This is a genomic window from Sphingomonas sp. (assembly GCF_039594485.1).
In the GTDB taxonomy this organism is placed as follows: Bacteria; Pseudomonadota; Alphaproteobacteria; order Sphingomonadales; family Sphingomonadaceae; genus Sphingomonas.
Map to the genome: position 1 here is coordinate 49,919 of NZ_JBCNNI010000008.1, position 13,505 is coordinate 63,423.

General features: G+C 68.4%; 9 protein-coding genes. 4 read left to right on the forward strand and 5 right to left on the reverse strand.

The genetic code is table 11. From position 1 onward, the window contains the following. The first annotated feature begins 40 nt into the window (after positions 1-40). The gene (locus ABDV78_RS05295; RefSeq protein ID WP_343526229.1) at positions 41-973 is read left to right on the forward strand and encodes an ABC transporter ATP-binding protein; all 933 of its coding nucleotides are present in this window, start codon (positions 41-43) and stop codon (positions 971-973) included. A 132-nt stretch (positions 974-1,105) separates the two neighbouring features. Here the strand turns inward: ABDV78_RS05295 and ABDV78_RS05300 are convergent, their stop codons facing one another. Continuing rightward, entirely contained in the window at positions 1,106-1,852 is a 747-nt protein-coding gene (locus ABDV78_RS05300; RefSeq protein ID WP_343526230.1) for an energy transducer TonB, read from the reverse strand. Positions 1,853-1,971: 119 nt separating this feature from the next. Here ABDV78_RS05300 and nadB point away from each other — a divergent pair, with 119 nt between their 5' ends. The 3 genes from nadB (at position 1,972) to purH (ending at position 6,529) form a co-directional block, all read left to right on the forward strand. Then, entirely contained in the window at positions 1,972-3,549 is a 1,578-nt protein-coding gene (nadB, locus tag ABDV78_RS05305; RefSeq protein WP_343526231.1) for an L-aspartate oxidase, read from the forward strand. Between the two features lie 67 nt (positions 3,550-3,616). Beyond that, positions 3,617-4,795 (forward strand): serine hydrolase, encoded by a 1,179-nt coding sequence (locus ABDV78_RS05310; protein ID WP_343526232.1) that lies wholly within the window; start codon positions 3,617-3,619, stop codon positions 4,793-4,795. A 114-nt stretch (positions 4,796-4,909) separates the two neighbouring features. After that, on the forward strand, positions 4,910-6,529 hold the full coding sequence (gene purH / locus ABDV78_RS05315; protein WP_343526233.1) for a bifunctional phosphoribosylaminoimidazolecarboxamide formyltransferase/IMP cyclohydrolase: 1,620 nt from the start codon (positions 4,910-4,912) through the stop codon (positions 6,527-6,529). Between the two features lie 68 nt (positions 6,530-6,597). Here the strand turns inward: purH and ABDV78_RS05320 are convergent, their stop codons facing one another. From ABDV78_RS05320 to rpe, 4 genes are all read right to left on the reverse strand, one after another. After that, complete coding sequence (locus tag ABDV78_RS05320) at positions 6,598-8,112, reverse strand: oligosaccharide flippase family protein (protein ID WP_343526234.1); 1,515 nt, start codon at positions 8,110-8,112, stop codon at positions 6,598-6,600. A 25-nt stretch (positions 8,113-8,137) separates the two neighbouring features. Further along, entirely contained in the window at positions 8,138-10,912 is a 2,775-nt protein-coding gene (polA, locus tag ABDV78_RS05325) for a DNA polymerase I (RefSeq protein WP_343526235.1), read from the reverse strand. Positions 10,913-11,061: 149 nt separating this feature from the next. Further along, positions 11,062-12,804, reverse strand: coding sequence for a heparinase II/III family protein (locus ABDV78_RS05330; RefSeq protein WP_343526236.1), 1,743 nt, complete (start codon positions 12,802-12,804; stop codon positions 11,062-11,064). A gap of 17 nt (positions 12,805-12,821) precedes the next feature. Beyond that, positions 12,822-13,478 carry a ribulose-phosphate 3-epimerase gene (gene rpe, locus ABDV78_RS05335; RefSeq protein WP_343526237.1) on the reverse strand — a complete coding sequence of 219 codons (657 nt, stop codon included), beginning with the start codon at positions 13,476-13,478 and terminating at the stop codon, positions 12,822-12,824. Between the last annotated feature and the right edge of the window lie 27 nt (positions 13,479-13,505).

Here is a 13,505-nt window from a genome sequence, read left to right on the forward strand (position 1 = left end):
CGGCTTGGCCTGTCCGCCCCGCGCGCCTATCGCTGGCCCCATGACCGTATCCTCCGAAGCCGCCATTTCGATCCAGGGCATCGCCAAGACCTATCAGGGCGGCAAGCGCGCGCTCGACGGGGTCAGCTTCGATGTGCCGAGGGGGCAGATCTTCGGGCTGCTCGGCCCCAATGGCGCGGGCAAGTCGACGCTGATCAACATCCTGGCCGGCCTGGTCATGAAGACCGAAGGGTCGGCGTCGATCTGGGGCTTCGACATCGACAGGCATCCGCGCAACGCCAAGGCGTCGATCGGCATCGTCAACCAGGAGATCCTGTTCGACCCGTTCTTCACGCCGCTCGAGACGCTGGAGATCCAGGGCGGGCTTTACGGCGTCCCCAAGGCCGAGCGGCGATCGATGGAGCTGCTGCGCGCGGTGCATCTGGAGGACAAGGCGAACGCCTATTCCCGCACCTTGTCGGGCGGCATGAAGCGCCGCCTGATGGTCGCGAAAGCCATGGTCCATTCGCCGCCCGTCCTCGTCCTCGACGAACCGACGGCGGGCGTGGACATCGAACTACGCCAGCAGCTCTGGGCCTATGTCCGCCAGTTGAATGAGCAGGGCGTGACGGTGGTGCTGACCACCCATTATCTCGAAGAGGCCGAGGAGCTGTGCGACCGGATCGCGATCATCAACCATGGTCGCCTGGTCGCCAACGAACCGACCCGCGAGCTGGTCGGTAAGGCGCAGGAGAAAGTGGTCGCGGTGACGGTCGATCGCGATGTCGCCTCGGTGCCCGACCATGCCAGCTTCGGCAAGATCGTCCTGAAGGGCAGCCGCACGCTGGAAATCACCTATGCCAAGGACAAGGTGAATGCGGGCCAGGTCCTCGCGGCGGTGCAGGCGGACGGATTCGGGATCGTCGATGTCTCGACCAAGGAAGCCGATCTGGAAGACGTGTTCCTGTCGCTGACGCGGAGCGTGGAGGCCTAGCTTTCTCCTTCGGCTGCGCGCGGGCGGAACGAGGCATAGGGTCAGAAGAAAGTGGTTCGCGCGGAGGCGCGGAGGACGCAGGGATGTCAGATGCGTGGAAGTGGAAGCGGCATCGTGCCCCCGGCCCCACCCTCATCGCTCGGCGGGAATCCGCTCCAGCACCCAGTCCTGGTTGACCACGATGATCGATCGCACCGGCCGCCCATCGGCGTCGCGCGAGGGGTCGTAGCGGTAACGCTGCTCGATCAACCGGCAGGTCGTCTCGTCGAGCGCGGCATTGCCGCTGCTGCGCGTGACGACGCAACCGCTGACCCGGCCATCGACATTGACAAAGTAGCGCACCTGCACCGTCCCGCTCGCCCCCGCATCGGCGGCGGCCTCGGGATAGTCGGAGTCCTTGATGCGCCCCTTGATCCGGCGCGGCGGGGTTTCCTCGCCATAACCGTCGCCGTCGCCCGAACCGCCGCTGCCCGTGCCATTGCCGATCCCGCCCGCGCCGGTACCGGGGCCGGGCTTGTCGGAGGCGCCCTGACTGGGGTCCGCGCCCGTCCCGGCGACGGGCGCGGCGATGACGGGCGAGACGGGCGGCAGGACGACCACCGGCGGGGGGGCGACGACCTCGGTCGCCTGCGACCGGATATTGGGCGGCGCGGCGGCGCCGCGCGGGCGGTGGGTTTGGACCTTTCTGGGCTGGATCCGGGGCGGTGGCGGCGGGGCCGGGGGCACCACGTCGAAGCTGTCGAGCGCCGGCGACGGGACCGGCAGGCTCGGCGCGAAGCCCAGCCCCAGGATGAGCGCATAGCCCAGGCCGCCCACGATCAGCCCCGTGGGGATCGCGGCGCGAAGACGGTCGCGCCAATCGGGCCGGGCCAACGTCATCGCCCAGAGGTGGGAAGCCCGCTTATCCAAGGCAAGACGCTTACCCCCTGTCCCCCGCACGCCGTCCGTGCCACAGGGTGCGCAATGTATCCCGCCACCGCGCCCGAAGGAGTCCGCGCATGACCGAATCCGATATCCTGATCGTCGGATCGGGCGCGGCCGGGCTGACCGCGGCGCTCAACCTGGCCGACCGGTTCAAGGTGACGGTGCTGGCCAAGGGCAAGCTGAACGAAGGCTCGACCGCGTGGGCGCAGGGCGGGATCGCCGCCGTGCTCGAACCCGGCGATACGTTCGAGAGCCATATCGAGGATACGATGGTCGCGGGCGCGGGCCTGAACGACCGCGCCACCGTCGAGTTCGTGGTCGAGAACGCCCCCGCCGCGATCGAGCGGCTGCAAAAGCTGGGCGTCCCCTTCGCGACCGAGGGCAATATGCTCCATCTGACGCGCGAGGGCGGGCATTCGCATCGCCGGATCGTGCATGTCGCCGACGCGACCGGCTGGGCCGTGCTCGACGCGCTGCTGCGCGCGGCGGAGGCGCATCCCAACATCACCCTGGTCCCCGATCAGGTCGCGATCGATCTGGCCACCAGCCGCCACGAAATGCGCTATTCGGGCGCGGGCCATGTCTGGGGCATCTATGCGGTCAACCGGCGGACGGGGCGCGTTGTCGTGCACACGGCGCGCGCGACGATCCTGGCGACGGGCGGCGCGGGCCGCACCTATCAATTCTCCACCGCGCCCAAGGGGGCGACGGGGGACGGCATCGCGATGGCGTGGCGCGCGGGCGCGCGGGTGTCGAACATGGAGTTCATGCAATTCCACCCGACCTGCCTCTACAACACCCAGGTCAAGAATTTCCTGATCACCGAGGCGGTTCGCGGCGAAGGCGGGCATCTGAAGATCCCGGAGACCGGCCATCGCTTCATGCCCGACCTCGACCCCCGCGCCGAACTGGCGCCGCGCGACATCGTGGCGCGCGCGATCGACCATGAGATCAAGCGGCTGGGCCTGGATTATGTCCATCTCGACATCAGCCACCAGCCGCCCGCCTTCATCCGCGAGCATTTTCCCAACATCCACGAAAAGCTGCTGAGCCTGGGCATCGACATGACGGTGCAGCCGATCCCGGTCGTGCCCGCGCAGCATTATACCTGTGGCGGCGTCATCGTGGACCGCGACGGGCGCACCGACCTGCCCGGCCTCTATGCGGCGGGAGAGGTGTCCCAGTCGGGACTGCACGGTGCCAACCGCCTCGCCTCCAACTCGCTGCTGGAATGCTTCGTCTATGGCGAGGCGTGCGCCAACCATATCAAGGCGCATTGGGACGAACTGCCCCCGCCCCCCGCGATCCGCCCCTGGGACGAAAGCCGCGTCACCGATTCGGACGAAGAGGTGGTCATCAAGCAGAACTGGACCGAAATCCGCCGCTTCATGTGGAATTATGTCGGCATCGTGCGCACCACCAAGCGGCTGGAACGCGCGCAGCACCGCATCCGCATGCTGACCGAGGAGATCAACGACTATTACGGCCATTTCCGCGTCACGCCCGACCTGATCGAGCTGCGCAACCTGCTCCAGACCGCCGAACTGATCGTCCGCTGCGCCCTCCATCGCAAGGAGAGCCGGGGGCTCCATTATACGCTCGACTATCCCGACACGCTGGCCGAGGCGGCCGATACGATCTTGATCCCGTAAAGGGTTTCGCGTTTTATCGTGCCCTTGCGACCTTTCGTCGCAAGGCATGTTGGGGGGGATTTCCCCCATGAGGTCAACGCGTAAGGATATCCGGGTTGAGCGGGGTATGGCGGTGACGAAACGGGTATCGAGCGGCGGGCTGCGTATTCTGTCGGCTGGTTTTCTTCTCGTGGCCCTGGCGGCTTGCGGGGCCGATACGCGGCCGGGGTCCACCGCCCGCGTGCCCAGCGCGCCCGAACCCCAGATCGCCGTGTCGATGCCGCTCCCCCCACCCCGCCCCAGCCGCGCGCCGGCCGCACCCGCCGGGCTCGTCAGCGCGATCAACAACCTGTCCGCCGGTTTTTCCGGCAAGAAGGGCATCGCGGTCCGCGCGGTCGATGACGGCTGGACGGTCGAGGTCGGGGGGCGCCAGCGCCTGCCCCAGCAATCGGTGTCGAAACTATGGGTCGCGATCACCCTGCTCGACCTGCGCGACCAGGGGCGCGCGCGCCTCGACGAACCGATCGTCGTCCGCCGCGAGGACCTGACTCTGTTCCATCAGCCGATCGCGATGCTGGTCAAGGGCGACGGATACCACACCACGGTCGGCGAACTCCTCACCCGGGCGCTGACCCAGAGCGACAATACCGCGAACGACCGGCTGTTGACCTATGTCGGCGGGCCGCCGGCGGTGCGCGCGATGATCGCGAACAAGCGGCTGGGCGATATCCGCTTCGGCCCGGGCGAGCGGCTGCTCCAGGCGAAGACCGCCGGGCTGAGCTGGCAACCGGCCTTCGCCATGGCGGGCGCGTTCCAGGCGGCGCGGGCACGGCTCGACCCGGCGGCGCGGACGGCGGCGCTCGATGCCTATGTCGGCGATCCACCCGACGGCGCCGCGCCGATCGCCATCGCCGATGCGCTCGCCCGGCTGGCGCGCGGGGAGTTGCTGTCGGAAACCTCGACCCGCATCCTGATCGATACGATGCAGGCCTCGCGCACCGGCCATGCCCGCCTGCGCGCCGCGGTGCCCTCGGGCTGGCAGATCGCGCACAAGACCGGCACGGGGCAGGATCTCGGCCGTCGCAATGCGGGCTTCAACGATGTCGGCCTGCTGACCGCCCCCGATGGCCGCCGCTTCGCGATCGCGGTGATGATCGGCGACACGACCGAGGATATCCGCAAGCGCCAGTTGCTGATCCAGAATGTCGCGGCGGCGGTCGCCGATGCCGCCGGCCCGCCACGCGGACCCGTGGCGGTGGCGAACTGACCTCCGCTTCTCCCCTTTGGGGAGCGGGCCTGTCCGAATCACATTTTGCGCTTCGGCGAATCGGAGTCTATCGGGGCGGCGAACTCTTCTCCCAGTTTCAGGACCGCTGCACCGATGGCCGTTTCGCTTCCCACCGCTCCCTCCGTCGATACCGTGCCGGTCCGCCGCGCGCTGTTGTCGGTATCCGACAAGACCGGCGTCATCGAACTGGCCCGTGCGCTGGCGGAGCGCGGGGTCGACCTCGTCTCGACCGGCGGCACCGCCAAGGCGATCCGCGAGGCCGGGCTGCCGGTGCGCGACATCTCGGAGGTCACGAACTTCCCCGAGATGATGGACGGCCGGGTCAAGACGCTGCACCCGATGGTCCATGGTGGCCTGCTCGCGGTGCGCGACGATCCCGCCCATGCCGCCGCGATGACCGAGCATGGCATCGGCGCGATCGACCTGGTCGTCGTCAACCTCTACCCCTTCCAGCAGACCGTGGCGAAGGGGGCCGAGCGGCCCGAGATCATCGAGAATATTGATATCGGCGGCCCGTCCATGGTGCGTTCGGCGGCGAAGAACCATGGCTATGTCTCGATCCTGACCGACCCGGCCGACTATGCCGATTTCCTGGCCGAACTGGCGGCGAATGACGGCGCCTCGACGCTGAAGACCCGTCAGCGCCTTGCCGCCAAGGCCTTTGCCGCGACCGCCGCCTATGACTCGGCGATCGCCCAGTGGTTCGCCTTCGCCGACCAGGGTGAGGCCTTCCCGGCGACCCTGCCGCTGGCCTTCACCAAGCATCCCGAGACGCTGCGCTACGGCGAGAATCCGCATCAGGTCGCCGCGCTCTATATTCCGCAGCGGGGCGGCCAGGGCATCGCCCAGGCCGAGCAGTTGCAGGGCAAGGCGCTGAGCTACAACAACCTCAATGACGCCGATGCCGCGCTGGAACTGGTGTCGGAGTTCATCGACGGCCCGCCGACCGTGGTGATCGTCAAGCACGCCAACCCCTGCGGCGTGGCCAGCGGCGCGACGCTGCTGGAGGCCTATCAGGCGGCCTTCGCCTGCGACACGGTGTCGGCGTTCGGCGGCATCATCGCCTGCAACCGTCCGCTCGATTCCGAGACGGCCGAGGCGATCTCGGGCATCTTCACCGAGGTCGTGGTCGCGCCGGATGCCAGCCCCGAGGCGCGTGAGATCTTCGCCCGCAAGAAGAACCTCCGCCTGCTGTTGTCGGGCGAACTGCCCAATCCGTCGCGGGCTGGGCTGATGATGAAGTCGATCGCGGGCGGGCTGCTGGTCCAGAGCCGCGACAATGGCCGCCTGACCGACGACATGCTCAAGGTCGTGACCAAGCGCGCGCCGACTGAGCAGGAACTGGCCGATTGCCGTTTCGCCTGGACGGTCGCCAAGCATGTGAAGTCCAACGCCATCGTCTATGCCAAGGGCGGTTCGACCGCGGGCGTCGGCGCAGGGCAGATGAACCGTCTGGAATCGGCGCGGATCGCGGCGTGGAAGGCCAAGGACGCCGCCGAGAAGGCGGGCTGGGCCGAACCCCGCACCATCGGTTCGGCGGTGGCGTCGGACGCCTTCTTCCCCTTCGCCGACGGGCTGCTCGCGGCGGTCGAGGCGGGGGCGACGGCGGTGATCCAGCCGGGCGGCTCGATCCGCGACGACGAGGTCATCGCGGCGGCCGACGAAGCCGGGCTGGCGATGGTATTCACCGGCATGCGCCACTTCCGGCATTGATCTGAAAAGGCCCCTTCCGACCGTTTCGGAAGGGGCCTTATCCTTGGGTGGCGGCTAATCCCTGCCCGTTAACGGGTGATCCCGCCCTCGTTGGGCAGGGTCGCCTCTTCCGCGCGCGGCGCTTTTCCGAACAGCGCGCGGTCCGCCGGACTGAAGGCCCAGCGCCACAGGATCAGCAGATAGGTCGCCGCGATCGCGGGCTCGCCGAACAACAGCTCGGCCCATTCCAGCCGCTTGGGCAGCAGCGTGAAAATGCCGCCCACGATCGCCGCCGCGCCCGCCGCCCATAGCAGCGGCCAGCGGAAGGGCGAGACGGGGGCCTTCAGGATGCCCGACAGCACCCGCGCCTTGATCACCGAGGTCATCGTCACGCTCATCGCCAGCGCCAGTGCCGGCCCCGCCGCCGCCCAGGTCGCGGGCCAGCCGAGCGCGCGCATTCCCAGGATCAGCGCGAAGCTGAGCCCGATCTGCACCCCCAGCATCGCGATCGAGATCATCAGGTTGCGGTGCCGCGCGGTATAGACCAGCGCCGATTCGCACACCGCGCCTGTCGAGGCGAGCACCTCGGCGAACAGCAGGAAGGCGAGCGCGGCGGTGCCCGACACGAATTGCGGGCCGACCACCCCCATCACGCCCTCGCCGGGGATCGACCCCATCAGCGCCAGGCAACCCTGTGCCGCCATGATCCAGAAGGCGACCTGCCGCACCTGCCGCGCGATCGCGCCCATATCGCCACTGGCCAGGCTCTGGGTGATGACGGGGCCGAGGATCGGGTCGAAGCTGGTCTTCAGCTTCTGCGGCAGCGAGGCGACCTGCTGCGCCATATAATAGATGCCGACGATGCGCGGTTCGAACATCACGCCCAGGATGAAGCGGTCGACATTGCGCGTGCCCCATTCCAGCGCATCCGCGCCCGCCAGCGGCGCATTGGCGCGGGCCAGCGCGAAGACGCGGGCCAGGCGCGGGCTCCAGCCATGCGGCAGGCCATAGCTGCGCAGGAACGGCACCAGACTGGCGATCAGCGCCGCCGTCATCGACGCGACATAGGACAGGACCAGGCCGTCGCGGATCGTGAAGAAGGAAAACAGCCAGGCCGCGACCGAAATGGTCCAGGGCTCGACGACCGCGCGCGCAGTGACCGTCGCCTTGACATTGTGGCGATAGGCGAGCGCGGCCAGGCTGACGTCGGACCAGGCGATGGCGACGATGATACAGGGCAGCCAGCGGTCCAGCCCGGTGATCGCACTGTTGGGATAGAGCAGTTCAGGGAAGGTCCACAGCACCGCGCTCGCCCCGACCGAGGCGAGGAAGGCGAGCGCCATCGCATCCCACACGACATGGACATGCGGCCGCTCCGTCGAGGACAGGGCCTGTGCCAGCCCGCGCTTCATCCCCAGCGTCGCGATCAGCGCCGCCAGTTCGACCACGACGACCGCGATGGCGAAGCGCCCGACCAGATCCGGGCCATAGATGCGCCCCGCGATGAACAGGAAGGGGATGCGCGCCGCCAGCCGCAGGACGAAGCCCGCGATATTGGTCCGCCCGCCCTTGGCGAGCGCGTCGATATCCTGACTTTGGGGCATCAGAAGGAAGGACCGGGCGTGACGGTCAATGCGCCGCGCCCCAGCTCTTGCCGACCCCGATCTCGACGCCCAGCGGCACCGACAACGTCACCGCCGGTTCGGCCGCGCCCGCCATCACCGCGCGGATCACCGCGCCGGCGGCCTCCGCATCCGCCTCGGGCGCCTCGAACACCAGTTCGTCGTGCACCTGGAGCAGCATCCGCACATGGCCGAGCCCGGCGGCGGCGAGGGCGGGTTCCATGCGGACCATGGCACGCTTGATGATGTCGGCGCTGGTCCCCTGGATCGGCGCGTTGATCGCGGCGCGCTCGGCCCCCTGCCGCTCGCCTTGGTTGCGCGAGGCGATGCGCGGGAAATGCGTCTTGCGGCCGAACAGCGTCTCGGTGAACCCCTTCTCCCGCACGCTGGACAGCGTCTCGGCGATATAGCGGTTGATGCCGGGGAAGCGCTCGAAATAGCGGTCGATCATGGCTTGCGCCTCGTCCACCGACACGTCGAGACGGCCCGCCAGCCCCCAGCGCGAAATGCCGTAGAGGATGGCGAAGTTGATCGTCTTGGCCCGTCCGCGCGTGTCGCGATTGACCTCACCGAACAGCTCCTTGGCGGTCAGGCTGTGGATGTCGTCGCCATTGGCGAAGGCGTCGCGCAGCGCAGGCACATCCGCCATATGCGCGGCCAGCCGCAGCTCGATCTGCGAATAGTCGGCGGCGATCAGGACATGGCCAGGCTCGGCGATAAACGCCTCGCGCAACTGCCGCCCCACCTCGGTGCGGATCGGGATGTTCTGGAGATTGGGCTCGGTCGAGGAGAGCCGACCGGTCTGCGCGCCGGTCAGGCTGTAGCTGGTGTGGACGCGGCCGGTCTTGGGGTTGATCTGCGCCTGGAGCGCGTCGGTATAGGTGCTCTTGAGCTTGGAAAGCTGGCGCCATTCCAGGATCTTGCGCACGATCTCCGCCGCCTCGCCACCATCTCGGGCGAGACGTTCGAGTTCGGTCACATCGGTCGAATAAACGCCCGACTTGCCCTTGCGCCCGCCCTTCAGGCCCAGCCGGTCGAACAGGATCTCGCCAAGCTGCTTGGGGCTGCCGATGGTGAAGGGGGTGCCCGCCATCGCATGGATCTCGCCCTCCAGCCCGGCGATCTGCCCGGCGAACTCGGTCGAGAGCTGCGACAGGCGTTCGCGATCGACCTTGATCCCGCGTCGCTCCATGTTCGCGATCACCGGGACGAGCGGACGGTCGACCATTTCGTACACGCGAGTCGCCTGCTCCATCGGCAGCCGCGCCTTGAACCGCTTCCACAGCCGCAGCGTGACGTCGGCATCCTCGGCGGCGTAGCGGGTGGCGGTCTTGAGATCGACCTCGTGGAAGCCGAGCTGCTTCTTGCCGGTGCCGACCACCTCCTTGAAGGCAAGGCAGGTGTGCGACAGATGCGTCGCGGCCAGTTCGTCCATGCCGTGCCCATGCAGGCCCGCATCCAGGTCGAAGCTCAGGACGATCGTGTCGTCATGCGGCGCGATGGCGATGCCGCGCTCGCCCAGCACGATCATGTCGAACTTCAGATTCTGGCCGATCTTGAGGACAGAAGGGTCTTCGCACAGCGCCTTGATCCGCTCCAGCGCGGCGGCGACCGGAATCTGCACCGGCACTTCGGAAAGCAGGTCGGTGCCGCCATGGCCGAGCGGGATGTAGCACGCCTTGTTGGGCGACAGGCACAGGCTGACCCCGACCAGTTCGGCCTGGGTCGCGTCGGTCGAGCTGGTCTCGGTATCGATCGCGACGAAGCCCTGGGACTGCGCCTCGGCCACCCACTGGTCGAGCGTGGCCAGGTCCTGCACCGTCGTATAGCCATCGAGGTTGCACGGCTCGTCATCGTCCATCGGCGCGGGCGGAGCCGCCTCTCCGGCGACAGGCGCGGGCGCGGCGTCGTCGGTGATCTGCCCCATCTTGGCGATCAGCGAGCGAAAGCCGTGATGCTCCAGGAACGCGCGCAGCGGCGCATCCGGGATGGTCGGATGCAGCGCCAGTTCCTCCAGCGGCTGCGGCAAAGGCGCATTGCACTCCAGCGTGACCAGCCGCTTGGACAGCCGCGCATTCTCGGCATGTTCGATGAGGTTGTCGCGCAGCTTGCCCTTCTTCATCTCGGGCGCGGCGGCGAGGACGGATTCGAGATCGCCATGCTCGGCGATCAGCTTGGAGGCGGTCTTGGGCCCCACGCCCGGCACGCCCGGCACGTTATCGACGCTGTCGCCCATCAGCGCCAGGACATCGCCCAACTGCTTGGGGCCCACGCCGAACTTCTCCTGAACATACGCCTCGCCCAGACGCCGATTGTTCATCGTGTCGAGCATGTCGAGGCTGCCATCCTCGACGAGCTGCATCAGGTCCTTGTCGCCCGAGACGATCGTGACCTGCCACCCCTGCGCCAGCGCGGCGCGGGCATAGCAGGCGATCAGGTCGTCGGCCTCCAGCCCCGCTTCCTCGATACAGGGCAGCGAGAAGGCGCGGGTGGCGTCGCGGATCATCGGAAACTGCGGCACCAGATCGGGCGGGGGCGGGGGCCGGTGCGCCTTGTACTGGTCGTACATTTCGTTGCGGAAGGTCTTGGACGACTTGTCGAGGACCACCGCCATATGGGTGGGGCCATCGGCGGCGTTGACCTCGTCCACCAGCTTCCAGAGCATGGTGGTATAGCCATATACCGCCCCCACCGGCTCGCCATGCTTGTTGGTCAGCGGCGGCAGGCGATGATAGGCACGGAAGATATAGCCGGAGCCGTCGACAAGATAGAGATGGGGCATGGTCCGCGCGGTTTAGCGGATGCGAAGGAGGCTAAACAGCCCCTGATCGCATCGGTTTTTCGGGCATGTGGCGGATCGGCCACGCTGTGCGGCGATCCTTCCCCCGCCTTCCCCCCTGTCGCAGCGCGACGGAGGCTAGGCCGCCGCGCTCAGAGCGCCCGCTTGAACGCCCAGCTGACATGCGCGCCGCCCGCCGGGGTCTCGCCGGTCACGACGAGCTGCTGGGTCGCGACCGGGCGACCCGTGCCGTCGATCCACAGCGACTCCTCGATCGACAATATGCCGCCGCGACAGCGGAACTGCCACAGCGCACCGTCGTCAAGCCGCAGGATCGCCTGTCCGCTCTCCGCCGTCACCATCGCCTCCACCCCGTCGCCGAGATGGAAACGCACCGCGAAGGCCGTGCTGCCCGCCTGCCGCTTGCGCCCTTGCGGCAACAGCGCATCCTCGCCGCGCAGCTCGCGCCCGTCGCCGGTCAGCAGAAGCTGGCGACGATGGGTGAAGCCGTAACGGCGGACATAGCCGTCATGGCTCGCCTCGATCCGGCTGGCCGCGTCCGATTCCTGGCGGCTCAGTTCCACCTCCGCGACGCCGCGCCCCAGCGTTCCGTCGGCATGGATGGCGGTGGAGTTGGAATCGCCCAGCGTCAGCGTCGAATGCGCCGCCGTGGTGCGCAGGCCATGCGCAAGGCTGGCGGGCACCTGCGCCACGGTCGCACGCGCGCCGCCGCAATTGACGACGATCCGCTGCGCGCCATCCGAGAACTCGAACGCCAGCGTCGAGGCGCAGCCGCCCTCGACCGCACGGGCGATGGGCGGGGGCGCGGCATCGACGATCAGCACCGTCTGCCCCGCCGCCAGCCGCTGATAGCCCCAGTCACCCGCCTGGCGCAGCGGCCGGGTGCGCACGCCCGACGCCTCGATCACGGCGGCGATCTTCTCGGGCGTTTCGGGGCCGCAGCCCTGCCAGCTCGACAGGGCCCGGTCGCCATGCATGACGCCCAGCAGCGCCGATATCATCCGCTGCAACCGCGCCTGGAAGGCGTCCGGGAAAGCGAGGCCCCGCGCGTCATAGACTTCGCGCATCATGGTCAGCAGCATGACCGCATCGAGCTGCACCGCCGGGTTCCGCGCGATGACGCCGCCATCGGCGAACAGGCCGCTGTCGAGCGCACGCGCCAGCCCCGCCTCGCCGAACACCTGGCGCGGATCGCCCCCCGCCAGCAGCAATCCCGCCGCGATCACCCCGCACCAGGCCGCGATCCGGGCGACCCCGGCGGGCGCCTTGTCCGCACCGCGATCCAGATGCCGCGCGCCGCGCGCCATGGTGTTGAGCACGCGCGAGCGATAGACGAGATCGGTCGAGGACAGGATCAGCGGCGCATGCGCGGTCCAGAACAGGATGCGCCGCCCCCACAGGTCGGGCCGCCACGCCGTCGCGTCGACCGTCTCGGCAAAGGCGTCGAGCCAGCGACCCATCAGATATTCGGCGATCGGCGCGCCCTGTTGCCGGGTCGCGACGGTCGACAGGTCGCGCAGCCAGGCGAAACTGTGCAGATGGTCGGCGAACCCGGTCGACCAGTCGGGCCGCGCAAAGTCGATCGACTCGACCCCCCGCTCCTCGCCGCGCCAGTCGAGCACCCCGCCGAGCAGCGCATGGCCGCGCTCGATATCGCCCAGGATCGGGTCCTCGGGCACCGCCATCAGCTTGAGCGGATGCCGCCCCTTCAGCCGCAGCGAATGCAGCGGCGTGCGCCAGGTCAGCCGGTGAAGATGCTCGCTCAACCGATCGGCGAGCGAGAGTCCCCCGGTCTGGACGCGGACGAGGCGCTTGCCCTCTTCGATACTGTCGGCGGCGGACGGGGCGACATCACCCCCGATGCGGTCGCGCATGTCGGTCAACCGCCCGCTCAACCGCGCAGGGCGGCGATATTGGCGGCGTAATGCGCCGGACCGCCCCGGAAGGCCGCCGTCCCCGCGACCAGCGCATCGGCCCCCGCCTCGATACAGCGCTTGGCCCAGACCGGATCGACGCCGCCGTCGACCTCCAGGTCGATCGCGCGACCACTATGGTCGATCATCTTGCGGATTGCCGCAATCTTCTTGAGCTGGCTCTCGATGAAGCTCTGGCCGCCAAAGCCAGGGTTCACGCTCATCACCAGCACCAGGTCGACCATGTCGATCAGGTAATCCAGCATCTTGGCGGGCGTCGCGGGGTTCAGGACGACCCCGGCGCGCTTGCCCAGCCCCTTGATATGCTGGATCGTGCGGTGGATGTGCGGCCCCGCCTCCGGGTGCACTGTGATCGTGTCCGCCCCCGCCTCGGCAAAGGCGTCGAGATAGGCGTCGATCGGCGAGATCATCAGGTGCACGTCGAACGGCTTGGCGGTGTGCGGGCGCAGCGCCTTCACCACCGCCGGGCCGATGGTGATGTTGGGCACGAAATGCCCGTCCATCACATCGATGTGAATCCAGTCGGCGCCGGCGGCGTCGATAGCCCGGACTTCTTCACCCAGCTTGGCGAAATCGGCGGACAAAATGGAGGGAGCGATACGCACAGGGAGCATGGCTTTTCCCTCTACCCGCATATCGCG